This is a genomic window from Pseudomonas deceptionensis, from assembly GCF_900106095.1.
GTDB lineage: Bacteria > Pseudomonadota > Gammaproteobacteria > Pseudomonadales > Pseudomonadaceae > Aquipseudomonas > Aquipseudomonas deceptionensis.
On record NZ_FNUD01000002.1, the window covers coordinates 4,150,351 to 4,173,654 of the forward strand.

Genomic DNA, 23,304 nt, shown 5'->3' on the forward strand with positions numbered 1-23,304 from the left:
TTAGCCCACCACCAGCGGCGGCAAGGTACCCAGCAACGAAACCGCTGCCACTGCTGCCAGTCCAAACAGCCATTCAAGTGCAACACTCCTGCGCAACAGTGCGATGTGGCCCGAACGGCTCATGACCAGATTGAACAGCGCCAGCAGTAGCATCACCCCCACCAGCGTCACTTTGATCAACAGAATCAGTGCGAACCCTTCAAACAATGGGGTGGGCCAGAGCGTTCCGGTCAGCACCCGGGTATTGATCAGCCCGGTCAGAATGATCCCGGCAACCAGCACAAACCCCAGATTGCTGAAGCGCTGCAAAACCGCGCTCACGGCCTGCCCGGCTGGACGCCCAAGGATCAGCAGCAACCCCATCAAACCACCGAGCCAGGTGGCGACACAGAGCAAGTGAATCAGTTGATTGAGCATCAACAATTGACCGCGCCAGCCATCCAGCATCGCGCCGTGCCCAACCGGCGCCAACGTGGCCAGCAGCAACAGGCTCAGCAACCCTGTGACGTAAAAACGGCAGCGGGCATACAGGGTGATCAGCAACAGAGCGCAGAACACCAAATGAAAGGCCCAGACCTGCCCGAAAAAGGTACTGCCCAACACCAGCCACAAGGTGGCGGGGTCCAGGGTTTCGGGCCAGCTACCGGCCATCGAATGGGTGGTCAACACTAACCAGGCCAGGCCACTGCCCAGCGCCACCCAGGCCAACCCGCGGTTGACCGTACGCAATGGCCGGTCAATCCCGCCGGATGGCCAGGCACCCAACAGCAAGGGCCTGAATGCACAGCACCCGAAGATCAGCAGTACGGCGCAAAAATGCACAAAACGGCAGATGACCATTTCGCTGAAAATCAACTCAGTTGCTCACCGTGAAACTGTAATCGCCTGCACTCTTGTGGGTATCGACCGACACGGCATTCCACTTCACGTGATAGGTTCCCACTGGCAAGGGCTTGGCCGGCGTAACGATCAGGACTTTCTTGTTCGCAGGCTCGGTCTTGATGCTGCTCAACGCTACAGGCGCCTGGTCATGGGTAACAACGACCTTAGTGAACGCCTGCTCTACGCCTTCGGTAAAGACCAGGCGCAGTTGGTCAGCCGTGTTGACGGTGCTGTCGGCCGCCGGCGTCGACTGTTCCAGATGGGCGTGGGCAAACGCCGCACTGGCACCGGCCATCAGCGTCAGCAACGCAGCAGTATTGAGGACTTTTTTCAAGAGAGTAGCAGCCATTGCAAAGTACCTTGAGAGTGAAATACGCGGTCATAATACTCGCCTAAACTGACTGTAGGGCGAGCGCACGCAGTAACCCGGAACTAAACACGATGTCTCCCCCGCCAGGAACTCAGCATGCCCATCCGCCTCAGTTTTATTTGTCACGCCCGCACTGAAGCCCAACGTCTGGGGCGCTTTGCAGTGGACGAATCGGTAGAGCCCAAGGGGTTGCTGTTGGCAGCCGAACTGAGTGCGCGGCTGAAAAAGCCGGTCCGCATACTTTGCGCGCCCGAAACCCGGGCCTTGCAAACCGCTCATGCACTGGGCGGCGATATCGAAATCGTGCCTGCGCTGGGGGATTACGACGTCGGCGACTGGCAGGGGCAGCGCCTGTCAGACCTGCAACAAAGCATGCCGCAGGTGCTTGCAAACTGGATCAACAACCCGTTTTCAGCGCCCCATGGTGGTGAATCCGTGCAAGACCTCTGCCTGCGGGTCAGCGCCTGGCTCGACGAGTTCCGTGAAGAAGGCCATTTTGCCGTGGTGACCCACCCCTTCGTCATCCGCGCCGCCATTCTGCATGCGCTGGCAGCGGGCACGGCCTCGTTCAACCTGATTGACGTTGAGCCGCTGTCGGTGGTTGACCTGCGCTTCAATGAGCGCTGGCGGCTGCGGGTTTGACTCACTCTTCCAGGGTGAGCCCGCCAGGCGGCAGCGGCAGCGCAGTTTTGTAACGCACCTGTTTGAGCGCGAAGCTGGAGCGGATGTTGGCCACGCCGGGCACCTTGGTCAAAAAGTCCATCATGAAGCGCTCCAGTGCCTGAATGCTCGGCACCAGCACCCGGATCAGGTAATCCGGGTCGCCTGCCATCAAGTAGCACTCCATGACCTCATGGCGATCGGAAATCGCCGCTTCAAAATGCTGCAGGGCTTCCTCGACCTGTTTTTCCAGGCTGACATGGATGAAAACATTGACGTGCAGCCCCAACATGTCGGCGTCGAGCAAGGTTACCTGCTCCCGGATCAGGCCACGCTCTTCCATGGCCTTGACCCGGTTGAAACACGGCGTCGGCGACAGGTTTACCGAGCGCGCAAGGTCCGCATTGGTGATGCGCGCATTCTGCTGGAGGCTGTTGAGAATCCCTATATCGGTTCGATCTAGCTTGCGCATGAGATAAAAACACCTGTTTTTTATGTTTATGCAGAATTCTTATCCTTAAATGCCACAAAGCACAACGAACTACAGATAAATATTCTTCACTGTCAGGAATATGATTGTTGTAGGACAAGATCGCGATCTTTTATCAGACCGATCTTCGACGTAATACCTAGCTCCCGCGCCTAATAAACACGACAAGATCGAGCGTAGAGAAAGCCATGAATGAATATGCACCGCTGCGCCTGCACGTTCCCGAACCTTCTGGCCGCCCAGGCTGCAAGACCGACTTCAGTTACCTTCGCCTGACCGATGCAGGTCTGGTGCGCAAACCTCCCATCGACGTGGAACCTGCCGACACGGCCGACCTGGCCAAAGGCCTGATCCGCGTGCTCGATGACCAAGGCCAGGCCCTTGGGCCGTGGGCCGAAGGCGTATCGGTCGAGGTACTGCGAACCGGCATGCGCGCCATGCTCAAGACCCGCATTTTCGACACCCGCATGGTGGTCGCCCAGCGTCAGAAAAAAATGTCGTTCTATATGCAGAGCCTTGGCGAAGAAGCCATCGGCAGCGCCCAGGCCCTGGCCTTGAACATCGACGACATGTGCTTCCCGACCTATCGCCAGCAGAGCATTCTGATGGCCCGGGACGTGCCTTTGGTCGACCTGATCTGCCAATTGCTGTCCAACGAACGTGACCCGCTCAAGGGTCGGCAATTACCGATCATGTATTCGGTCCGCGATTACGGCTTTTTCAGTATTTCCGGCAACCTCGCCACCCAATTCATGCAAGCGGTTGGCTGGGGCATGGCCTCGGCGATCAAGGGCGATACCAAAATCGCCTCGGCCTGGATTGGCGACGGTGCCACCGCCGAATCCGACTTCCACACCGCCCTGACCTTCGCCCACGTTTACCGCGCCCCGGTGATCCTCAATGTGGTGAACAACCAATGGGCGATTTCGACGTTCCAGGCCATTGCCGGCGGTGAGTCCACCACCTTCGCCGGGCGCGGCGTAGGCTGCGGCATTGCTTCGCTGCGGGTTGACGGTAACGACTTTATCGCGGTGTACGCCGCCTCAGCCTGGGCCGCAGAGCGCGCCCGCCGCAACCTGGGCCCGACCCTGATTGAATGGGTCACCTATCGCGCAGGCCCGCACTCCACCTCCGACGATCCGTCCAAGTACCGTCCTGCTGATGACTGGAGCCACTTCCCGCTTGGCGATCCGATTATTCGTCTCAAGCAGCACCTGATTGCCACAGGCAACTGGTCGGAAGAAGAGCACGCCGCCGTCAGCGCCGAACTCGAAGCCGAAATCATTGGCGCTCAAAAGGAAGCCGAGCGTTTCGGCACCCTGGCCGGCGGACAGATACCCAGCGCCGCGTCGATGTTTGAAGACGTGTACAAGGAAATGCCCGAGCATTTGCGTCGGCAACGTCAGGAATTGGGGTTATAACCAGATGAACGACAATAATAAAATTCAGATGGAGAACGCCGTGAGCACCACCACCATGACGATGATCCAGGCCCTGCGCTCGGCCATGGATGTAATGCTTGAGCGCGACGACAACGTGGTGGTATTTGGCCAGGACGTCGGCTACTTCGGCGGCGTGTTCCGCTGCACCGAAGGCCTGCAGGCCAAATACGGCAGCTCGCGGGTGTTCGACGCGCCGATCTCGGAAAGCGGAATCGTCGGCGCTGCCGTGGGCATGGGGGCTTACGGCCTGCGCCCGGTGGCCGAAATCCAGTTTGCCGACTACTTCTACCCGGCTTCCGACCAGATCGTCTCCGAGGCGGCGCGCCTGCGTTATCGTTCGGCCGGTGAGTTCATCGCCCCGATGACCATACGCATGCCTTGCGGCGGCGGGATCTACGGCGGCCAGACCCACAGCCAGAGCCCGGAGGCCATGTTTACTCAGGTCTGCGGCCTGCGTACCGTCATGCCGTCCAACCCTTACGATGCCAAGGGCCTGCTGATTGCCGCCATCGAAAACGATGACCCGGTGATCTTCCTTGAGCCCAAACGCCTGTACAACGGCCCGTTCGACGGCCATCACGACCGCCCGGTGACCCCGTGGTCCAAACACCCGGCCAGTGCCGTCCCCGACGGTTACTACACCGTACCGCTGGACTGCGCAGCCATCGTTCGCCCCGGCACTGAAGTCACCATCCTGACCTACGGCACCACCGTGTATGTGGCACAAGTGGCCGCCGAAGAAACCGGTATCGATGCTGAAGTCATCGACCTGCGCAGCCTCTGGCCGCTGGACCTGGATGCCATCGTCACCTCCGTCAAGAAGACCCGCCGTTGCGTTGTCGTGCACGAAGCCACCCGCACCTGCGGATTTGGCGCCGAGCTGATCGCACTGGTTCAAGAGCACTGCTTCCACTACCTGGAAGCGCCGATCGAGCGCGTTACCGGCTGGGATACGCCGTATCCCCATGCCCAGGAGTGGGCCTATTTCCCTGGCCCGGCGCGAGTGGGTGCAGCTTTACAACGGGTTATGGAGGTCTGAATGGGTACGCACGTTATCAAGATGCCGGACATTGGCGAAGGCATTGCTCAAGTTGAACTGGTTGAATGGTTTGTCAAAGTCGGCGACATGGTCAGCGAAGACCAGGTCGTGGCCGATGTCATGACCGACAAGGCTACCGTCGACATTCCCTCCCCCGTTGCCGGCAGAGTCCTGGCCCTGGGCGGTCAGCCCGGCGAAGTCATGGCGGTGGGCAGCGAACTGATCCGCATCGAAGTCGAAGGTGCAGGCAACCTGCGTGAAAGCGCTCAACCAAAGGTCGAGCCCGCACAGGCCACGGCTCCAAAAGTGGCGCCACAAGCCCGCGTCGAAGTGGCGGTGGTTTCGGCGGCCGCGATCAAGGCTGCGCCGGTACAACGGCCGGCACCGGTAGCCCGTGAAGCCAATGAACGCCCACTGGCCTCCCCGGCAGTGCGCAAGCGCGCCTGGGATGCCGGGATCGAGCTGCGTTTTGTGGTCGGCAGCGGCCCTGCCGGACGTGTGCTGCATGACGACCTGGATGCGTATCTGGGACAGGACACCAGCCCAAGCGTCGCGCCTGCCAGCGGTTATGCCAAGCGCAACGACGAGCAGCAAATCCCGGTGATCGGCCTGCGCCGCAAAATCGCCCAGCGCATGCAGGACGCCAAACGCCGCGCGGCGCACTTCAGCTATGTCGAAGAAGTGGATGTCACGGCCCTCGAAGAACTGCGTGCCCAGCTCAATCAAAAATGGGGCGAAAGCCGCGGCAAGCTGACCTTGCTGCCATTTCTGGTACGGGCGATGGTGGTGGCCTTGCGCGACTTCCCGCAGATCAACGTGCGTTACGACGATGAAGCACAAATCATTACCCGCTTTGGCGCAGCCCATATCGGCGTTGCCGCGCAAAGTGATGGCGGCTTGATGGTGCCGGTGGTGCGACATGCCGAAACCCTGAACCTGTGGGGCGCCGCGGATGAAATCGCCCGCCTGGCCAACGCCGTGCGTACCGGCAAAGCCACCCGCGAGGAGCTTTCCGGTTCCACCATCACCCTGACCAGCCTGGGTGCGCTGGGCGGCATCGTCAGCACACCGGTGGTCAATCTGCCCGAGGTGGCAATCATTGGCGTCAACCGCATCGTCGAACGCCCAGTGGTAGTCAAAGGCCAGATTGTGGTGCGCAAAATGATGAACCTCTCCAGCTCCTTCGACCATCGGGTGGTCGATGGCATGGACGCGGCGCAATTTATCCAGGCCATGCGTGGCTTGCTCGAACAACCTGCCACCCTGTTTCTGGAGTGAACATGCAGCCAACACAACACACCACGCTGCTGATTATCGGTGGCGGCCCTGGCGGCTATGTCGCGGCCATTCGCGCCGGACAGCTGGGTATCCCGACGGTCCTGATCGAAGGCCAGTCGCTGGGCGGCACCTGCCTTAACGTCGGCTGCATCCCGTCAAAAGCATTGATCCACGTTGCCGAACAGTTTCATACCACCCAGCGTTACAGCACAAACAGTTCACCGCTGGGGATCAAGACCCAGGCACCGACCCTCGATATCGGCCAGAGCGTGCAGTGGAAAAACGGCATCGTTGACCGCCTGACCAGCGGCGTCGGCGCGTTGTTGAAAAAGAACGGGGTCAAGGTCATCCATGGCTGGGCCAAAATCCTCGATGGCAAGGCTGTAGAAGTCGACGGGCAGCGCATCGAATGCGAACACCTGCTGCTGGCCACCGGCTCGCAGACGGTCGACCTGCCGATCCTGCCGATTGGCGGAGCGATCATTTCGTCCACCGAAGCCCTGGCGCCCACCGCCATCCCCAAGCGGCTGACCGTGGTCGGGGCCGGCTATATCGGTCTGGAGCTGGGTATTGCCTACCGCAAGCTCGGCGCAGAAGTGACCGTGGTCGAAGCCCGTGACCGGATCTTGCCGACGTATGACAAAGATCTGACGCTGCCGGTGGCTGAGTCCCTCAAGGCGCTGGGTATCACCCTGTACCTGTCCCACAGCGTCGAAGGCTTCCAGGCCAGCACCAAAACGCTTTCGATGCGTAATGCCATGGGCGAGAGCCAGACCCTGGAAACCGATCAGGTACTGGTGGCGGTCGGCCGTCGCCCACGCACCACGGGCTTCAACCTTGAAGCTCTGGCGCTGGGCATGAACGGCACGGCGATTCGCGTGGACAACCGCTGCCACACCAGCATGCGCAACGTCTGGGCGATTGGCGACCTGACCGGCGAACCGATGCTTGCCCATCGCGCAATGGCCCAAGGCGAAATGGTTGCCGAGATCATTGCCGGTAAACAACGGGAGTTCAGCCCCACGGCCATTGCGGCGGTGTGCTTTACCGATCCGGAAATCGTCGTGGTCGGCAAGACCCCGGCCGAAGCTGAAGCCGCGGGACTGGAATTCATCAGTGCCAGCTTCCCGTTCTCGGCCAATGGCCGGGCCATGACCCTGGAATCCAAAACCGGGTTTGTGCGCGTCGTGGCGCGCCGCGACAACCACCTGATCCTCGGCTGGCAAGCGGTGGGTGCGGGGGTTTCGGAGCTGTCCACCGCCTTTGGCCAGTCACTGGAAATGGGCGCCTGCCTGGAAGATATCGCCGGCACCATTCACGCGCACCCGACCCTGGGCGAAGCCGTGCAAGAGGCGGCAATGCGCGCCTTGGGGCATGCGTTGCATTTGTAATGCCTGATGTGGGAGCGAGCCTGCTCGCGAAGGTCGCGAGCAGGCATTCGCGAGCAGGCTCGCTCCCACCGTTGTGCAGATAACCCGAGCCAGGCAATCCAGCACTGGGCGTAATGGCTCAACACCAGTAGAATCGCGCTCTTTTTTCCAGGGCGCTCGCCATGACCTCTCTTAAAACACCCCCTGAAGCCGAGTCCCGGACCAGCGAGCTGGTCTTTGGCCTTGAGGACCGTCCCAAGCCGTGGATCGGTTTTCTGGCGGCCCTGCAGCACTTGCTGGCAATCATCGTACCGATCGTCACCCCGGGCCTGCTGATCTGCCAGGCGCTGGGCGTCTCCAGCCGCGATACCAACCTGATTGTCTCCATGTCGCTGGTCATCTCCGGCATCGCGACTTTCGTTCAGTGCAAGCGCTTCGGACCGTTCGGCGCCGGCTTGCTGATTGTGCAAGGCACCAGTTTCAACTTTGTCGGCCCGCTGATTGCCGGTGGCGCACTGATGGTCCAGCAAGGCACGCCGGTTGAAGGTGTGATGGCTGCGATTTTCGGCGTGGTGATCGCCGGTTCGTTTGTCGAAATGGGTATCTCCCGCGTATTGCCCTTTGTGAAGCGCATGATCACCCCGCTGGTGACCGGCATCGTGGTCCTGATGATCGGGCTGACCCTGATTAAAGTCGGCCTGATCAGCATGGGCGGCGGCTTCACCGCCATGGCCAACGGCACCTTCGCCAATGGCGAAAACCTGATGCTGTCGGGCGTGGTGCTGGCAATTATCGTCATTCTCAACCGCATCCCGCTGGTGTGGATGCGCAGCTGCGCCATCGTCATCGCGCTGGCCGTGGGCTACGCACTGGCCGGCTATCTGGGCCGCCTGGACTTCACCGGCATGCATGAGGCAGAGCTGTTCCAGGTGCCGGTACCCATGCACTTCGGTCTGGGGTTCTCCTGGGCGCTGTTTATTCCGATGCTGGTGATCTACCTCGTGACGGCGCTGGAAGCCATTGGCGATGTGACCGCCACCAGTAAAGTGTCGAACCAGCCGGTCGAAGGCCCGCTGTGGATGAAGCGCATCAAGGGCGGCGTGCTGGTAAACGGTGCCAACTCGTTGCTGGCGGGCATTTTCAACACCTTCCCCAGCTCGATCTTTGCCCAGAACAACGGGGTGATTCAGCTGACCGGCATTGCCAGCCGCCATATCGGCGTGTGGATTGCCGGCATGCTGATATTGCTTGGCCTGTTCCCAAGCGTGGCCGGTGCCATTCAGGCCGTGCCTGAGCCGGTACTGGGCGGCGCAGCCATGGTGATGTTCGGCGCTGTGGCGGCCTCGGGTATCAATATTCTGGCCAGCATCCATCTGGACCGTCGCGCCCTGCTGATCATTGCCGTCTCCCTGGCTCTGGGCCTGGGCGTGTCGCAGGTACCGGAATTCCTCGCCCACATGCCCGCGGCCCTGCGCAACGTGCTGGAGTCCGGCGTGGCCACAGGCGGTATCTGCGCCTTGCTGCTGAACTGGTTCTTGCCAGAAACAGAAAGCAAACCTGCACGCTAGACGATAAGACACAGCAGGGTCGCCTGAGGGCGATCTTGTTGTGTCCTGCACGCGCAAGCATATTTTGTCAGCAGATCTTTCCCTAATTAGCCGTTTGCCTTACTCTTTTTAGTAAGACTGATGCCTGATTGGGCGACAAAAATGAGTACATACGGTGCGCGTCTGAAACACGAGCGTTTACGCCTGAAGCTGACACAGGCGCAGCTAGCCCATACCGGCGGCGTCGGGCGCCATGCGCAAAGCTGCTATGAGCGCGACATTACCCTCCCCCGTGCCGATTACCTGTCGGCTATCACGCTGTTAGGCATCGATGTGTTGTTTATCATCACCGGCCGCCACACCCTGCATATCGGCTCACCTGCTTTATGACATGGAGATCGTTATGACTGAACCCGGCACCAATCATCAAAAGGCCCTTGATCGCTTTCTTGGCGAACACCCTGAACTGGCCGCAGAACTCGAAACACTGAATCCGTTGGCCGCCCGTGCGGTAGGCCAGTCGATGAAGGAATATCGTCAGGAACGCTTGAATGAAGCCTTTGAAGCCGAAGCTGAACGCCTGGGCTTTTTTGCCTGGGAGCTGACGCTTGAGTTGACCAGCACAAGCGAGGAAGCATTTGAGGCCCAGCGCCTTGAAGTCCACCGCGAGGTGGCCCAAATGGCCGGCATGGACTGGGCCGAATACTGCGAGTTGCATAGTCTGAAGGTGCAGCCTGACTGAGCACCTGTAGCCGCCGCCGAAGGCTGTGATAAGGTCCGCAGGACCTTGGATTCGGGTCAACGGAATCGCTACGCAACCCATCGCAGCCTGCGGCAGCGGCTACGAAGCAGCGGTTACACCCGGATACCAGATACTCGAACACACCTTCTCCAGCAGCGCCTTGTTATGGCTGAACACAATCAGCCCCAACTCACGGCGCTTCGCTTCCTCCAGCAAGACTTGCCAGACCTGCGCCTGAATGTGCGCATCCAGCTGCGCCGTCACTTCGTCGGCGATCAGGTAGCGGGTGCGCGGGTCCAGCGCTCTGAGCAAGGCAATACGGGCCAGTTCGCCACCCGACAACTCATCCGGACGACGTGTAAGCCAGTCGGGGTTGACGGCTAGACGGGCCAGCCAGGTGGCATCCGGCGACCAGGCATCGCGCAGGCTTTCGCCCGTGGTGCGATAAGGATTGAACGTCTGCTCAGGATGCTGCGGCACCAGCTGGATCGGGCAGTAACCCTTTTTCGACAGCGGTTGGCCGCCCACAAAGATATCGCCCGAAGTAGCCGTTTGCCATTGCGCCAGCACTCGACCCAAGGTGGTTTTACCGTATCCGCTCGGGGCCGAGATGCCCTGGCGTTCACCCGACCTGACCTGAAACGACACGCCCTCCCACAGCTGGCGGCCATCCTGAACAATGCTTAGCTGCCGGACCTCAAGCATATTCCGGCACCCTGCGCGCAATAAACTGCTGCTCGGGCAGTGCTGCCCATAACGACTGCAACCACGGACTTCCGCCGTTCTCGCGCAATTCTTGAGTACTCAGGGTTTCGTGCAACTCCCCCTTGTGCAGAACCGCGATCCTGTCGGCAAACCGCGCCGCCAGCGCCAGGTCATGGGTGACCCACAAAATTCCGCGCCCCTGCTGGCAAAAACCCTGGAGGTGGGTCAGTAACTGGCAGGCGTGGTCATCATCCAGCCACGAGGTGATCTCGTCCGCCAGGATGTAACGCGCATGGGTCAGGGCCGCACAACTGGCCAGCACGCGCTTGGCCATTCCGCCCGATAACGTGCGCGGAAACTCATTCACCACGCCCGGCTGCAAGTTGTAGTGCTTGAGTTGTTCCGCCACATCGTTGAGCCCCAGTTTGACCCCGCTCAACTGCGCCGCACGCACCAACTGCGGCCCGACCTTGATCAGCGGGTTCAGGGCGCTGACACCCTGGGGCACGTAACACAACTTTTTACCGCGCTGCTCAAGCTTGCCGGCATCGCCCAGCACCTGCCCGTCGAGCACAATATCGCCACGGCAACGCATGTTCGCGGGCAGCAAGCCCAGGGTGCTTTGCAGCAACAGGCTTTTGCCTTCACCGCTGGAACCCACCAGCGCCACCAGCTCGCCAGGGTGAACCTCAAGGGAGATATTGCTCAGCAGCGGATGCCAGGTTTTATGGCCCAGCCAATGGTAGTGAGCAATGTCGATCGCAAACTGGTCGAATTTCAGCATCAGGTAATCCTTATCCAGAGCTGCTGCAATGCCCGCGCAAACTGGTCAAACACCAGCACCAAGCCCACCAGGATCAAACCCGGGAAGAACGCCAGCCACCAGGCGCCACTGCTCAAGTACCGTAGCGCATCGGCCAGCAACAGGCCAAGGGACGGATCATGGGGCGCCAGGCCAAAGCCCAGAAAACTCAACGCCGCCGAGTGCAAGACCGCATGGGGAAACATCAGCAACGTACCGATGATCCACTGCGGCAACAACAGGGGCAGCAAGTGATGGCGCCAGCGATAAAGGCTGCTGTTACCCAGACGGTGCGAAAGCATCACGAAGTCGGTCTCGCGGATGCGCAGGATCTCGGCGCGCAGGATCAAGGCCAGCCGCGGCCAATGGGTCAGGGCCACGGCCAGGATCACCCCCTGTTTACCGCCGCCCAGCGTGAAGCAGATCAATACCAGCAACAGCAAATGCGGCAATGCCAGCATGCTGTCGATCAGCCCGCGAATCAGGTAATCCATGGTTTTGTTGAGCGCACACAAACTGGCGGCCAGCATCGCCAAAAAGCCGCTGCTGAAGGCTGCAGTCAGGCCTATTTGCAGGCTGGTGGTCATGCCCTGAAAACTTCTGAGCCACAGGTCCCGCCCCAGGCTGTCCGTGCCAAACCAGTACTCGGCTGACGGAGGTTGACGCCGCGCCAGCAGGTCCATCGAGACATCGACATTGAAAATCGACAGGCCATAGGCAATCAACAGCAACAACATCAGCAGCGAGAGGCACAGCCTGAGCAATGCGCGATTGGGGTCATAGGTCATAACTGGCGCGCCGCCCCACGGTTAAGGCGCAATAACAGCGCGTTGGCAATGCTGTTACCGGTAAACACAAGCACCGCACAAAACATCACAATCCCCATCAGCAGCGGAATATCACCGCGCAAACCCGCATCAATCGTGGCCTGCCCCAGGCCCGGGTATGCGAAAACCTTTTCGGCCAGTAATGAGCCACCAATCAGCTCCCCCACCGAGGCAAATTGCAGGCACAGGGCGGGCGTCACTGCGTGGCGCACAATATGGAAGTTGATCAGCGGCCAGCCTTTATCGCCCTGGGCATGGGCGTAACGAATGAACTCGCTGTTCATCACCTCGGCCACCCGCGCACGGGTATGCAGCGCGATATTGCCCACGCCCAGCACGCCAAGCGCCAGCATGGGCAGGATCAAGTGCCGGAGCTTGTCGCCCCAGGTCGCGGTTTCGGCATTGCTGCCAGGTGTCCAGGCGCAACAGATCGGCGCCCAGTTAAGGGTCACGGCAAACAGTGAGAGCAGCAGCAAGCCAATCCAGAACGTGGGCAAGGATGCCAGCACATAGGACAGGGTCGAGATCAGCCGGTCTGGCCATCGGTTCAGGTAGCGACCCGCCGTCAGACCCATGGCCAGACCGACGATGCCGGAAAATAGCCATGCCGAAAGCAGCAGCGCAAATGAGGTGGCAAAGCGCTCGCCGATCACTTGCGAGACCGGCGCGTTATACAGCATCGAATAGCCGAAATCGCCTTGCAGCATCTGGCTGAACCAGCGCAAAAAGCGCTCCCACAACGGCAGGTCCAGCCCCCAGCGCGCAGCAATCAGGGGGTATTGTTCGGGGGGCACGTGCAGCAAATCGTTGCCGATGTAAGCGCGAATCGGGTCCACCGGAGAAAAACTGAGCAGGGTAAAAGTGCCTGCAGCCGTTACCAGCAGCAAGCACATCAAGCGCACAACAAACAGCGAAAAACCGCGTATCACTGGCAAGTCCACTTCCAGCCGTCGACACTGTTGAGCAGCGACCAGGAACCGTGGATTTCCGGGGCGCCCTTGCCCAGATCGACGCACTCATCGGTCAGATAGGTGTGCTGCACGTTCAGTAACCAGGCCCAGGCCGCATCGCCCTTGACCCCGACGCCGGTTTTACCGTCCCACTCCACTTGCTGCCAGAACGGCACGGCCTGCTGCCAGGTTGGGGCATCCAGCGCTTGTTGCAGATGCTGGTCGACCACCGGATTTTTGTAGTAGCCGGGGTTGTAGTACTCAACACCTGCCGCCTTGCTGCTGTAGTGATGGTAAAGCTCCATCGGGTCCAGGCTGCCCCAGCCAAACAGGGTCGGGTTGGCGTGCATATTGCGTTCGACGGTTTCCCAACTGCCGGACTTCAAGTCCACGTCGATACCGACGGGTTTGAGCATCGAACGTACAGCCTGAGCCAGATCCCGGCGCGTGGCATCACCGCTGGCGTACCACAGGGTGACTTTGGCGGGCAGGCCATTTTTTTCACGGACACCGCTGGCGGTTTCGACCCAGCCGGCTTCATCCAGTATCTGTTTGGCCCTGGCGATATCACCATCCTTGAAGGCCGCGTCGGGGTTGGCCCACGGCAACCCCTGAACCCCCGAATAGGCCGGGATCGCATGCCCTTCCAGAATCTGGTCGGCCAGCAATTGACGGTCGATGGCGTAGTTAATGGCTTTGCGGATCGCCACATCGGCCGTTACGTCATTGCCGATGGGGTAGCCGTTGGCGTCTTTTTTACCCGAGGCGATTGTCGGCATCACAATGCCGCGGTTTTCAACGCTGGGGCGTACCCACAGCTTCATGCCCGCCGCCGGAGTCACCGCCAGCGAAGGCGCAATCCGCACAATGCCCAACTGCTTGCTCTGGGCAGCGGCAAAGGCGCTGTCTTCATCCAGGAAGACAAACACCAGTTTGTTGAAATCGTTTTTCTGCCCCGCGTAGTACGGGTTGGCCTCAACAATCAGTTGCTGGCCCGGCTGGTAGCTGACAAGGCGATAAGGCCCGGCGCCAATCGGCTTTTGCGCGTAGGTTTTGGCGTCGTACTTATCGGCAGAGACAATGCCCAGCGAGCCGAGCACGTTGACGAAAGTGCTTTGCGGGGCCTTGAGTTCAATACGCACAGTCAGCGGATCAACCGCCTCGGCCTTGAGGAAGTTCCCCATATCGACCTTGCCACCGCTGGCCGCCGCATTGTTGTAGGTGTACGCCACGTCCTTGGCCGTCAGCGGTGAACCGTCAGAGAACTTGAGGTCAGGCTTGAGCGTGAGCGTCCAGGTTTTACCGTCGGCGCTGGGCTGATAATCGCTGAGCAGAAAGCTGCTCCAGGACAAATCTTCGTTTTGCTTGAGCAATGGGCTGTGCAACAACAGGTAACTGCCGTGGCTCCAGCCCAACATAGGGTCAAAACCCTCGGTCGGCTCATCGCCAATGGCCAGTTGCAGAGTGCGGGCCTGCGACGAGTAAGCAGGCGCTGCCAGCACACTCAGCAAGGCAGCCGCCACCAGGGTGTTGCGCATCCATGCAGGCTTTGACATCTATCCTCCTGAAAATAAAACAGCCTCGTCCAGACGGGCTCGATAGAACTGGCGCACATACTTGCGCCCAACAGTAATAGCAGTCTGATTTTAAATAGCCAGTTATCCATCTGATTATTTGAGAGTTTTTCGTTCTCACTGCATTACCTTGTAACAACTGCTCTAGGTCAGGCTCCCTGGTCGTGGCTGTGCTATACCAATGGGTACGATTATTCAGTCACGGCAAACAGACTCAACTGACAGAGGTTCGCATGTTCAAAGGATTAGCCGGTCACCTCAAAGACAGAAACGTCCATTCGATCAACGCCCTGCCGTCCAACAATATCGAACTGTTTGACTGCTACACCGGCTTGATCCTGGGTCATCTGTACCGCAATTTCCCCTTGCCCATCACCCTGACCGCCGAGCACTTCATCGACTACAAGGGCCTGGGAGACAACAACCGTGAGGCGCTGGAGAAAGAAGAAAACCTGTTTCTGGCCACCGTCAAATGGCTTGCCGACATTGGCTACATCCACTTCGATGGCATGTCGGGCGTGGCGTTTTACGAGGTGGTGCTGACCAACAGCGGGCTACTGATCCTTCGGGCCTACCCTGAAGGTACGGACTGCGCCCCCACCCTGGGCGAAAAGCTTGCCCAGTGCATTAAGGACGACAATACCGCTGACCTGCGGGCTCTGGTTACTCAGGCGTTGAGCCTGGGCGTGAGGATGATCAGCCCGATGAGCCGGTCCGGGATTTAAGCCAGGTACAACCCCTCAATGACGCAGTGAAGCTCATGCCCAGGCATGGGCTTCAACCACCCGCTTCACTTTCGCCAACCCTTCACGCAGCGACACCACATCCACCGAGCCCAGCGCCAGCCTGATCGCATGAGGCACATGGACCGAGGTGGCAAACGGTTGAGCCGTGGACACCGACACCTGCTCGCGCAGCAATGCCGCCGCTACCTGATCCGCCCTGGCGTCCTCAGACAGCGGCAGCCACACGAAGTAGGACGATGGGTGGCGAACGGTGTGCAACCCGGCCAGGAGTTCGTCAGCGATCAACTGCCTAGTTTGTGCATCCTTGCGCTTTTGCGCCTCCAGCCGGCTTACGGTTCCGTCGTCGAGCCAGGCGCTGGTGATGGCAGTCATCACACCCGGAGCGTTCCAGGCCGTTACCCTGATGATTCGTTCAAGGGCGCCGATTTTTTCAGCCGGCGAAACGATAAAGCCCACCCGCAAGCCCGCCGCGACACTTTTGGAGAACCCCGACACGTACACCGTCCGCTCCGGCGCCAACCCGGCCAAAGGCGTCGGCGGGTTTTCGACTAAAAAGGCGTAGGCCGCGTCTTCAATGATCAGCAGATCATGTTTACGGGCGATGGCCACCAACTGCTCGCGCTGCTCCAGGCTCATCACCCAGCCCAGCGGGTTATGCAAGGTGGGCATGCTGTAGATCGCACGCACCGAACGGCTGCGGCAAACCTTTTCAAAGGCAGCAAGATCGGGCCCGTTTTCGGTGGCTGGTATCGGCAGTATTTCAAGATGCAGTGCGAGCGCCAGCGCCTTGAAGCCCGGGTAAGTCAGTGCATCGACCGCGATCACATCGCCGGGTTGCAGCAGTGCCATCAGGGCCACAGTCAATCCGTGTTGCGCGCCATTGACGATCAATACCTGCTCCGCCGGCACGTTCAGCCCGCTAAATGCCAGATGCCGCGCCACCGACGCACGCTCGTGCAGGCGCCCGCCATGGGGCTGGTAGCGCAACAGCGACTCAAGGTCGCCGGACAACGCCAACTGGCGCAGCGCCGTACGCAGCAGATCGGCCTGGCCCGGCAAGGAGGGGTAGTTGTAGTTGAGGTCCAGCATGCCGGCAGTTACATCGGGCTGGTCAATCCCGTGGCCGGGCGGCAACGAGGTTTCCCTGACAAACGTACCGCGCCCGGTTTCCCCGCTGACCAGGCCCATGGCTTCCAGCTCTGCATACACCCTACTCGCCGTCACCAGGGCCAGACCTTCGCTGGCCGCCAGCTGGCGGTGGGTGGGCAAGCGCGTACCCGGAGGCAAACGCCCTGAGCGGATATCAACTGCAAAAGCGTCAACCAGCGACTTGTACCGGGATCGAGACATCGTGCTTTGTATCCATGACAATATTTTGATTGTCATTAATCATCAGCCATAGGATGTGCTGCATGCAATCCCGCGAATAGCCTGAGCGTGAGACACGATGGAACGTACCCGCGACCTGCAACACCACAGCTGCGAGAAAAACCTGAATGGCTGGATCAACGGGTTTATCGGCGTGGTTATTTTCAGCGCCTCCCTGCCTGCAACCAAGGTGGCAGTGCTGGAGTTTGACCCGGTATTCCTGACCCTGGCACGGGCCACTATTGCCGGCGTGCTTGCGTTGGCCATGCTTGGCCTGCTCAAGGCCCGGCGACCGGAGCGCATCCAGCTTGTCCCCCTGCTGCTCGTGGCTACCGGGGTTGTGGTCGGCTTCCCCTTGTTGACCGCGCTGGCCCTGCAACATGTGACATCGGCTCATACCATCGTTTTTCTCGGCCTGCTGCCCCTGTCCACAGCGGCCTTCGCCGTCGTACGCGGAGGAGAGCGTCCACGGCCGGCGTTCTGGTGTTTCTCCATTCTGGGTAGTACGTGTGTGGTGGCGTATGCCATTTCTCAGGGTCTGAAAGCCGCTCCCGAAGGCGACATTCTGATGCTGCTGGCAGTCCTGATTTGTGGCCTGGGTTATGCCGAAGGGGCAAAGCTGTCACGGACACTGGGCGGTTGGCAGGTCATTTCATGGGCTCTGGTGCTGTCGCTGCCAGTGATGGCGCCGCTGGCATGGCTGTGGGCGCCCTCCTCCTTCGCCGGTGTTCACCTGCCCGCCTGGTTGGGCCTGGCGTACATATCAGTCTTCAGCATGCTGATAGGTTTCGTATTCTGGTACCGGGGGCTGGCCCAGGGCGGGATCGCCGCGGTCGGGCAGCTTCAGCTCCTGCAGCCATTTTTTGGATTGGCGCTGGCGGCCACATTACTGCACGAAACAATCAGCCTGGGCATGTTCGGCGTGACGGCGGCCGTCATTCTGTGCGTGATTGCGGCCAGGAAATTTTCCCGTTAAATCGTTTGCTTTGATTTATATTGAACGGGTAATAACCCTGCATTTATTAAAGTACTGCTTTACGCTGCCAACACTAAGAGCGCCGCTGCACGGCGGCGCGCAATGCCCTATTCATCAGATACAATTACACCTTCAAAAAGCCGCATTAAAGTTTTCCATTTTACACAATGAAAACTTTAGTATAGGCACTCATGCAACTCCAGCTCTTACCCGACCTTACAACACCTTACTTACACTTAACACTTCTCAATGACCCGCCTGAACAAGTGAGCCCACAACAAAAATAGGAATTTTCCTACACCTATACTTGACTCTCAACACCCTGCCATGATCTAGTTGCACACTAAAATATCAAAGGTAAGTAAGATGCAGGGCGACCGTGAAACTTCCACCGCATTTACTACGGTCAAATGCACCTATGATCATGACAAGCTTTTACTGCGTTATCCTCCCCTGCACACCACGCTCACGAGCAATGAAGGCCACCTGTTATTAGCCCTGATTGAAGGCGTAACCGACAAGGAAGATTTAATCAGCCGGGTATGGGGGGATCGAGGTCTCATTGTATCGGACAGCAGTTACTACAAAGCCCTCCACACCCTCAGGCATTACCTCTCCGAGGTTGGGCTCGACAGGTCCATATTAAAAACACTGCCCCGACGAGGCGTTGTTTTACTGCTCAAAATAGAACGCGTTTTCGACGATAACACCATCAGCGACGTGCCCGGCGAATCAGAGCCCACAGCCCCCGACAGCACAACCTCTGATACCCCTCCGCCCTCCGGGGAAACACCCTCACCCTCATTCGGCCTCAGTGAAACATTGCACGACAGTGAAGCCATACTCGCGGATACAGCAACAGATCCAAGCATTCCTGCCCCACCTCCCCCACCTGAAAAAAAGAGAAGGCGCTTTTACACGACGTCTTTCTACCTGATGCTTTTACTGGGCGCGGCACTGCCTGTTTACTATGCCTATATGCTGTTCAACAAACCGGTTCAGCTCGAAGGGTGGCGACTGCTATGGGAAACCCCCAACACAAAACTCTATGTCGAACGGGGAGAGAAAGCATCGAAAGACAGCATTGTTTCAACCATGAGTATCTTTGACTCTTCCGTTGGCAACACGGGAACAAATTTTTATATCAAAAAAACATTATCTGAGCTTTTAGTTAACTGCGAAAAACCTGAAAGCAAAGGAGAGGCGCTGTGTACAAACTACCTCATCATCGAACAAAAAAAGTAATATTTCTCCTGAGCCTTGCTTCCACTCTCGTGTTTGGAACACTCATCGCCTTGCAAGCCTATACCTATCACGAGGACACTCCCCAGGCCCCCTGCTATGCCTCAATAGACTTTATCTACTCGCCAGACAATAGCCAGCGCTGGGCCGGCAAAGGAGACATGTCCATCAACATGGGCGCAGGGGAAATCTATCTTTACTTCAACCTCAAAGATCCAGACCAGCAAGAGTTCCTGTATAACCGCAGGCTCGACGTGCATTTTGACAAACTGGACAGCTCACGTTTTTGGTTTAAAACCTTGAACGCAACGGTGTTTGAAAGTGATAACAGCCTTAAACATGCACTGTTTATGCGCCGCGGGCTGGAGGGTGGTCTTATTACCTTCTCACGCTTCTCTGATGTCGAATATTATTACAATATCAATAATATTCTGACGGGTGTTTGTCACGTCCCCACGTAGGCACCGCCGGGCAAGGGTAACCGTTTAACCCCGCCCACCCCTTTCTGGACACTGTGCGAATGCCACGCTGAAACTCGCGCTGAACAAATACGGACAAACAGGTGCAATCCCCATGTTCGTACAACGACACGTCTTCTTTTTTTGCTTTTGCGAGCACCGACAGCAAGTGCCGCACAGTGCGGGCAGCCTTCAACAAGTCAGTCGCTGAGCCGTGCACAAACCTCACTACATTCGTTAGCGCAATACTGTACTGCGCAAACGTCACCAAAGGAGGATACGTACCGCACTGGCAAATATGCGCAGCGATCTTTTGGCTTATATGATCAACAGCATGCTCAGTTGCCAGGCAGCCTTGGCGGGTCAACACATCGAGGAAACGCAGCGCATTTCGACAGTCGATATTTCTAACGGTATTTTCTCCCTGAACAGCCAATGCTGCTTTAAAACCGAAGTTTCTGCCCACGATGGGGATTGTTTTACGTGAATACATGCAGCCATACCCTGGACGAGTTCTAACGCCATGCTCCCACAGCCCTCCCCCCTTAACCCGACATCGGTCTTATATAGACTTTCCGGCTCTTACTTCTTCTTACTGCACCGGAAAAAGTCACCTTGCGGGTGTTTTTCAGAGCCCGCAGCGCCTAGTATTGCATCCTGAGATTGCCATTTCTTAAGGTCGCCGCCTCTTACCTTACCCGCACTCTACCCGACTGAATTTCGCAGGAATGATCCATGAATCGAGCAATACGTTATTCCTCGAAGAAGGTTTTTTTAATAGCTCTAGTCATCGGCATCCTCCCACTGGCCCTGGGTATTCCTCTGGTTTACCTGAAATCTGTTTCTGATTTGTCCCGCACATCAAACACTGCGGCTCACGAGGCATTCAGGCAGATAAACGTGATGCTGAGCGAGGCAGAAGCCGCCGCAAAAGAGCTATCAGAAATTTCGGGACTGCCCTGTGCTGAGGCGGACAAGCCGCTCCGGGAAGCAGTGGCCACCTATCGATTCTTGCGCGCAACAAGCCTGGCCACTGATCACAAGGTTTACTGCAGTTCGCTGTATGGCTCCGATGTAAACATAACCGTGAACCCGCATGAATATTTGCGTGGCCGCCTGCGTTTGATTGACCAGACAGCCTCGGGCTCCAAAACCGCAGCCCTCATTCTAAGAACGCAGCAAGAGCATAAAAGTGTCCTGATCAGCATTGATGGCCGACATATCCAGGACGCCCTTCATCTCATCGATAAAAAAAGTAATTTGACACTCAAGGTCGGAAACCACTGGATGACCCAAAACGGGGTAGTGGATAGCCCCCCGCTCGAAAACAACCCAACAGCACCCAGCTCCGTAGTTTCCAACGAATATGGGTTTACAGTCTCGGCCGCCTACCCCGCGGGCACACTCTTCAGTCATACACTCGAGACCTACTCCATTCTTCTTGGTCTATTGCTGGCCCTGGGTATATTTTCCGGTCTGCTCACCTACTGGATGCTGGGTCGTGTACTGGCCCCCAGTATTGAACTTCAGCGGGCGCTGTCAGCAGATGAGTTCATTCCTTATTTACAGCCTGTTTTTTCTTCGACCTCCGGCAAATGTGTCGGGTGCGAAGTACTGGTCAGGTGGAACCACCCGCATGAAGGGATTATTACGCCCAACAGTTTTATCCCGCTGGCCGAGCGTTCTAATTTAATCATCGCCATCACCCGGCGCCTCATGCACAAGACCGCACAACAACTCGCACCTTACGCGCCGGGACTGGAACAGCCCTTTCACATTGGATTCAATGTATGCGCAAAACACTTTGAGAGTTTTGACCTGGTCGATGACTGCATTTTATTTTTGAAAGCCTTCAAACCGGGCACGGTCATCCTGGTGCTGGAAATGACCGAGCGCGAACTTGTAAAACCGACACCCACTGCACTTCAACTTATTGAAAAGCTCCATGACCTGGGCGTAAAAATTGCCCTGGATGATTTTGGTACCGGCCATTCAAGCCTGAGCTATTTGCAGCGCTTCAAAGTCGACTTCATCAAGATCGATCAGAGCTTTATCTCAATGATCGGAGCGGATGCCCTGTCCGTGCACATCCTTGACTCGATTTTAGACCTGGCACTTAAACTGGACTTGCAAGTGCTGGCCGAAGGCATTGAAACGGAAGAACAGCGCGACTACCTGGGCGCCTGCGGAGTGGATTACATGCAAGGCTTTTTCTTCGCACAACCCATGCCCGTCAAAGAGTTCCTGGACGCGATACTCAAACATCCAGACTTTTCGAAAAATACAGCCTGGACAGACAGCCACAGTCCAACTGCGATGCATCTGGAGTCACCAGAACAATGATTCAGCCCATTCACTGACCTGTTGCCCTGACGGTATTAACCTGCGGGCGAGTCGGTGCTGACTATGCCGATGACACTTTTGAAGCAAAGCACGTGTGCGGCTGCCCCGATAATCAAGCCTTACTGATGACATATCGAGGCTTAGCATGACAAGCGCATCTACAGAGCAGGTCAGCCCGAAAACGCTGAGAAAAGTGATTGTCGCCGCCGCCATCGGTAACTTCGTCGAATGGTTCGACTTCGCCGTGTATGGCTTTCTGGCCACCACCATTGCCCAGCAGTTTTTCCCCAGTGGCGATGCCAGTGCCGCGCTGCTCAAGACCTTTGCGGTGTTTGCCGTGGCTTTTGCGTTTCGGCCCCTTGGCGGGATTTTCTTCGGCATGCTGGGTGACCGGATCGGCCGTAAGCGAACCCTGGCAATGACCATCTTGCTGATGGCCGGCGCCACAACCCTGATCGGCGTGCTGCCCACCTATGCCGCCATCGGGGTTATGGCGCCGATTCTGCTGACTTTGATCCGTTGCGCCCAGGGTTTTTCCGCCGGGGGTGAATACGCGGGTGCCTGCGCTTACCTGATGGAGCATGCCCCCAATGACAAGAGGGCCTGGTATGGCAGCTTTCTGCCGGTGTCGACCTTTTCCGCCTTCGCTGCGGCAGCCGTAGTGGCCTACGCACTTGAGGCCTCACTCTCGGCCGAGGCCATGGGCAGCTGGGGCTGGCGCCTGCCGTTCCTGATCGCCGCACCGTTGGGGCTGGTGGGGCTTTACATGCGCTGGAAGCTGGACGAAACCCCGGCGTTCCAGGCTGTGACCGAGGAACATGCCGTTGCCCACTCCCCGCTCAAGGAGACCCTGCGCAACCATGGCGCGGCGATCTGCTGCCTGGGGGCCTTTGTGTCGCTCACGGCGCTGTCGTTCTACATGTTCACCACCTACTTCGCCACTTACCTGCAAGTGGCAGGCGGTCTGAGCCGTGCAACCGCACTGCTGGTGTCGCTGACTGCCCTGATCTTTGCCGCTGCAATTTGCCCGCTGGCCGGGTTGTACTCGGACCGGGTCGGGCGCCGGGTGACGGTGATATCGGCTTGCGCGCTATTGATTGTCGCGGTGTACCCCTCGTTCCTGATGGCCAGCTCCGGTGGTTTCGCCGCGTCCATCATCGGGGTGATGCTACTGGCCATTGGTGCGGTGTTGTGTGGCGTGGTGACCGCTGCCTTGCTCTCGGAGACCTTCCCCACCCGCACGCGCTACACGGCGTCGGCAATCACCTACAACATGGCCTACACCCTGTTCGGCGGTACCGCACCGCTGGTGGCTACCTGGCTGATCAGCACCACCGGCAGCAACCTGTCGCCGGCGTTCTACCTGATGGCAGTGGCACTGCTCGCCCTGGCCGGCGGCCTGGCGTTGCCGGAGACTTCGCGGATCTCCCTGCATGATGTTGCGCCGCCGGTAAAAGGCACGCGAGTGGCTGCAGCACTCTGAGGGACTGGAA

At 58.4% G+C, this 23,304-nt stretch carries 24 protein-coding genes; 14 read left to right on the forward strand and 10 right to left on the reverse strand.

All coding sequences use genetic code 11. The features are described from left to right. Together copD and copC are read right to left on the reverse strand one after the other, a co-directional pair. The gene (gene copD / locus BLW11_RS19080) at positions 1-852 is read right to left on the reverse strand and encodes a copper homeostasis membrane protein CopD (RefSeq protein ID WP_048361069.1); all 852 of its coding nucleotides are present in this window, start codon (positions 850-852) and stop codon (positions 1-3) included. Positions 853-856: 4 nt separating this feature from the next. Continuing rightward, on the reverse strand, positions 857-1,231 hold the full coding sequence (gene copC / locus BLW11_RS19085) for a copper homeostasis periplasmic binding protein CopC (RefSeq protein WP_048360881.1): 375 nt from the start codon (positions 1,229-1,231) through the stop codon (positions 857-859). Positions 1,232-1,348: 117 nt separating this feature from the next. Between copC and BLW11_RS19090 the strand changes: the two genes are divergently transcribed. Beyond that, positions 1,349-1,894, forward strand: coding sequence for a histidine phosphatase family protein (locus tag BLW11_RS19090; RefSeq protein WP_048360880.1), 546 nt, complete (start codon positions 1,349-1,351; stop codon positions 1,892-1,894). A gap of 1 nt (position 1,895) precedes the next feature. On the opposite strand, the gene bkdR is transcribed toward BLW11_RS19090, so the two are convergent. Then, complete coding sequence (gene bkdR, locus BLW11_RS19095) at positions 1,896-2,384, reverse strand: Bkd operon transcriptional regulator BkdR (RefSeq protein WP_016781430.1); 489 nt, start codon at positions 2,382-2,384, stop codon at positions 1,896-1,898. Between the two features lie 206 nt (positions 2,385-2,590). On the opposite strand from bkdR, the gene BLW11_RS19100 reads away from it, so the two are divergent. From BLW11_RS19100 to BLW11_RS19130, 7 genes are all read left to right on the forward strand, one after another. Further along, a complete protein-coding gene (locus BLW11_RS19100) occupies positions 2,591-3,823 on the forward strand; it encodes a 3-methyl-2-oxobutanoate dehydrogenase (2-methylpropanoyl-transferring) subunit alpha (RefSeq protein ID WP_048360879.1) in 1,233 nt (410 codons plus the stop codon). 4 nt (positions 3,824-3,827) lie between these two features. Next, positions 3,828-4,883, forward strand: coding sequence for an alpha-ketoacid dehydrogenase subunit beta (locus BLW11_RS19105; protein WP_048360878.1), 1,056 nt, complete (start codon positions 3,828-3,830; stop codon positions 4,881-4,883). Next, positions 4,884-6,161, forward strand: a complete 1,278-nt coding sequence (locus tag BLW11_RS19110; protein ID WP_048360877.1) for a dihydrolipoamide acetyltransferase family protein — start codon at positions 4,884-4,886, stop codon at positions 6,159-6,161. It begins immediately after the preceding gene. A 2-nt stretch (positions 6,162-6,163) separates the two neighbouring features. After that, positions 6,164-7,552 (forward strand): dihydrolipoyl dehydrogenase, encoded by a 1,389-nt coding sequence (gene lpdA / locus BLW11_RS19115; protein ID WP_048360876.1) that lies wholly within the window; start codon positions 6,164-6,166, stop codon positions 7,550-7,552. 161 nt (positions 7,553-7,713) lie between these two features. Then, complete coding sequence (locus BLW11_RS19120) at positions 7,714-9,099, forward strand: nucleobase:cation symporter-2 family protein (RefSeq protein ID WP_048360875.1); 1,386 nt, start codon at positions 7,714-7,716, stop codon at positions 9,097-9,099. A 141-nt stretch (positions 9,100-9,240) separates the two neighbouring features. Next, the gene (locus tag BLW11_RS19125) at positions 9,241-9,468 is read left to right on the forward strand and encodes a helix-turn-helix domain-containing protein (RefSeq protein WP_048360874.1); all 228 of its coding nucleotides are present in this window, start codon (positions 9,241-9,243) and stop codon (positions 9,466-9,468) included. A gap of 13 nt (positions 9,469-9,481) precedes the next feature. Then, complete coding sequence (locus BLW11_RS19130) at positions 9,482-9,820, forward strand: DUF6388 family protein (RefSeq protein ID WP_048360873.1); 339 nt, start codon at positions 9,482-9,484, stop codon at positions 9,818-9,820. Positions 9,821-9,919: 99 nt separating this feature from the next. Here BLW11_RS19130 and BLW11_RS19135 read toward each other — a convergent pair whose 3' ends face one another. Genes BLW11_RS19135 through BLW11_RS19155 form a run of 5 tightly spaced genes read right to left on the reverse strand, consistent with a single transcriptional unit; the run spans position 9,920 to position 14,660 of the window. Next, positions 9,920-10,525, reverse strand: coding sequence for an ATP-binding cassette domain-containing protein (locus BLW11_RS19135; protein WP_048360872.1), 606 nt, complete (start codon positions 10,523-10,525; stop codon positions 9,920-9,922). Further along, the gene (locus BLW11_RS19140) at positions 10,518-11,309 is read right to left on the reverse strand and encodes an ATP-binding cassette domain-containing protein (protein ID WP_048360871.1); all 792 of its coding nucleotides are present in this window, start codon (positions 11,307-11,309) and stop codon (positions 10,518-10,520) included. The genes BLW11_RS19135 and BLW11_RS19140 overlap by 8 nt, the downstream gene beginning before the upstream one ends. Further along, entirely contained in the window at positions 11,309-12,115 is an 807-nt protein-coding gene (locus tag BLW11_RS19145; protein ID WP_048360870.1) for an ABC transporter permease, read from the reverse strand. Before BLW11_RS19145 ends, BLW11_RS19140 begins: the two co-directional genes overlap by 1 nt. Then, a complete protein-coding gene (locus BLW11_RS19150; RefSeq protein ID WP_048360869.1) occupies positions 12,112-13,095 on the reverse strand; it encodes an ABC transporter permease in 984 nt (327 codons plus the stop codon). Before BLW11_RS19150 ends, BLW11_RS19145 begins: the two co-directional genes overlap by 4 nt. Beyond that, positions 13,080-14,660, reverse strand: coding sequence for an ABC transporter substrate-binding protein (locus BLW11_RS19155; RefSeq protein WP_048360868.1), 1,581 nt, complete (start codon positions 14,658-14,660; stop codon positions 13,080-13,082). Before BLW11_RS19155 ends, BLW11_RS19150 begins: the two co-directional genes overlap by 16 nt. A gap of 251 nt (positions 14,661-14,911) precedes the next feature. Between BLW11_RS19155 and BLW11_RS19160 the strand changes: the two genes are divergently transcribed. Continuing rightward, entirely contained in the window at positions 14,912-15,403 is a 492-nt protein-coding gene (locus tag BLW11_RS19160) for a hypothetical protein (protein ID WP_048360867.1), read from the forward strand. A gap of 33 nt (positions 15,404-15,436) precedes the next feature. Here the strand turns inward: BLW11_RS19160 and BLW11_RS19165 are convergent, their stop codons facing one another. After that, on the reverse strand, positions 15,437-16,774 hold the full coding sequence (locus BLW11_RS19165; protein ID WP_048360866.1) for an aminotransferase-like domain-containing protein: 1,338 nt from the start codon (positions 16,772-16,774) through the stop codon (positions 15,437-15,439). A 97-nt stretch (positions 16,775-16,871) separates the two neighbouring features. On the opposite strand from BLW11_RS19165, the gene BLW11_RS19170 reads away from it, so the two are divergent. From BLW11_RS19170 to BLW11_RS19180, 3 genes are all read left to right on the forward strand, one after another. Beyond that, complete coding sequence (locus BLW11_RS19170; RefSeq protein ID WP_048360865.1) at positions 16,872-17,768, forward strand: DMT family transporter; 897 nt, start codon at positions 16,872-16,874, stop codon at positions 17,766-17,768. Between the two features lie 366 nt (positions 17,769-18,134). Then, positions 18,135-19,013 (forward strand): winged helix-turn-helix domain-containing protein, encoded by an 879-nt coding sequence (locus BLW11_RS19175; protein WP_048360864.1) that lies wholly within the window; start codon positions 18,135-18,137, stop codon positions 19,011-19,013. Beyond that, a complete protein-coding gene (locus tag BLW11_RS19180; RefSeq protein ID WP_048360863.1) occupies positions 18,977-19,471 on the forward strand; it encodes a hypothetical protein in 495 nt (164 codons plus the stop codon). The genes BLW11_RS19175 and BLW11_RS19180 overlap by 37 nt, the downstream gene beginning before the upstream one ends. Here BLW11_RS19180 and BLW11_RS23930 read toward each other — a convergent pair. Then, positions 19,431-19,961 (reverse strand): hypothetical protein, encoded by a 531-nt coding sequence (locus BLW11_RS23930; RefSeq protein WP_139272576.1) that lies wholly within the window; start codon positions 19,959-19,961, stop codon positions 19,431-19,433. The two genes, BLW11_RS19180 and BLW11_RS23930, sit on opposite strands and share 41 nt — an antisense overlap. A 242-nt stretch (positions 19,962-20,203) precedes the next feature. Here BLW11_RS23930 and BLW11_RS19190 point away from each other — a divergent pair, with 242 nt between their 5' ends. Both BLW11_RS19190 and BLW11_RS19195 read left to right on the forward strand, forming a co-directional pair. Further along, the gene (locus BLW11_RS19190; protein ID WP_074836875.1) at positions 20,204-21,811 is read left to right on the forward strand and encodes an EAL domain-containing protein; all 1,608 of its coding nucleotides are present in this window, start codon (positions 20,204-20,206) and stop codon (positions 21,809-21,811) included. Between the two features lie 145 nt (positions 21,812-21,956). Continuing rightward, complete coding sequence (locus BLW11_RS19195) at positions 21,957-23,294, forward strand: MFS transporter (protein ID WP_048360860.1); 1,338 nt, start codon at positions 21,957-21,959, stop codon at positions 23,292-23,294. Positions 23,295-23,304 lie beyond the last annotated feature (10 nt).

What these genes read in the sequence shown, in the direction of transcription:
- BLW11_RS19195 (WP_048360860.1), top strand. Translation starts at nt 21,957, where the DNA reads ATGACAAGCGCATCTACAGAGCAGGTCAGCCCGAAAACGCTGAGAAAA.
- BLW11_RS19100 (WP_048360879.1), top strand. Translation starts at nt 2,591, where the DNA reads ATGAATGAATATGCACCGCTGCGCCTGCACGTTCCCGAACCTTCTGGC.
- BLW11_RS19130 (WP_048360873.1), top strand. Translation starts at nt 9,482, where the DNA reads ATGACTGAACCCGGCACCAATCATCAAAAGGCCCTTGATCGCTTTCTT.
- BLW11_RS19105 (WP_048360878.1), top strand. Translation starts at nt 3,828, where the DNA reads ATGAACGACAATAATAAAATTCAGATGGAGAACGCCGTGAGCACCACC.
- BLW11_RS19175 (WP_048360864.1), top strand. Translation starts at nt 18,135, where the DNA reads ATGCAGGGCGACCGTGAAACTTCCACCGCATTTACTACGGTCAAATGC.
- BLW11_RS19140 (WP_048360871.1), bottom strand. Translation starts at nt 11,309, where the DNA reads ATGCTGAAATTCGACCAGTTTGCGATCGACATTGCTCACTACCATTGG.
- copC (WP_048360881.1), bottom strand. Translation starts at nt 1,231, where the DNA reads ATGGCTGCTACTCTCTTGAAAAAAGTCCTCAATACTGCTGCGTTGCTG.
- BLW11_RS19160 (WP_048360867.1), top strand. Translation starts at nt 14,912, where the DNA reads ATGTTCAAAGGATTAGCCGGTCACCTCAAAGACAGAAACGTCCATTCG.
- lpdA (WP_048360876.1), top strand. Translation starts at nt 6,164, where the DNA reads ATGCAGCCAACACAACACACCACGCTGCTGATTATCGGTGGCGGCCCT.
- BLW11_RS19170 (WP_048360865.1), top strand. Translation starts at nt 16,872, where the DNA reads ATGGAACGTACCCGCGACCTGCAACACCACAGCTGCGAGAAAAACCTG.
- BLW11_RS19120 (WP_048360875.1), top strand. Translation starts at nt 7,714, where the DNA reads ATGACCTCTCTTAAAACACCCCCTGAAGCCGAGTCCCGGACCAGCGAG.
- BLW11_RS19090 (WP_048360880.1), top strand. Translation starts at nt 1,349, where the DNA reads ATGCCCATCCGCCTCAGTTTTATTTGTCACGCCCGCACTGAAGCCCAA.
- BLW11_RS19145 (WP_048360870.1), bottom strand. Translation starts at nt 12,115, where the DNA reads ATGACCTATGACCCCAATCGCGCATTGCTCAGGCTGTGCCTCTCGCTG.
- BLW11_RS23930 (WP_139272576.1), bottom strand. Translation starts at nt 19,961, where the DNA reads ATGTATTCACGTAAAACAATCCCCATCGTGGGCAGAAACTTCGGTTTT.
- BLW11_RS19165 (WP_048360866.1), bottom strand. Translation starts at nt 16,774, where the DNA reads ATGTCTCGATCCCGGTACAAGTCGCTGGTTGACGCTTTTGCAGTTGAT.
- bkdR (WP_016781430.1), bottom strand. Translation starts at nt 2,384, where the DNA reads ATGCGCAAGCTAGATCGAACCGATATAGGGATTCTCAACAGCCTCCAG.
- BLW11_RS19190 (WP_074836875.1), top strand. Translation starts at nt 20,204, where the DNA reads ATGAATCGAGCAATACGTTATTCCTCGAAGAAGGTTTTTTTAATAGCT.
- BLW11_RS19155 (WP_048360868.1), bottom strand. Translation starts at nt 14,660, where the DNA reads ATGTCAAAGCCTGCATGGATGCGCAACACCCTGGTGGCGGCTGCCTTG.
- BLW11_RS19125 (WP_048360874.1), top strand. Translation starts at nt 9,241, where the DNA reads ATGAGTACATACGGTGCGCGTCTGAAACACGAGCGTTTACGCCTGAAG.
- BLW11_RS19135 (WP_048360872.1), bottom strand. Translation starts at nt 10,525, where the DNA reads ATGCTTGAGGTCCGGCAGCTAAGCATTGTTCAGGATGGCCGCCAGCTG.
- BLW11_RS19110 (WP_048360877.1), top strand. Translation starts at nt 4,884, where the DNA reads ATGGGTACGCACGTTATCAAGATGCCGGACATTGGCGAAGGCATTGCT.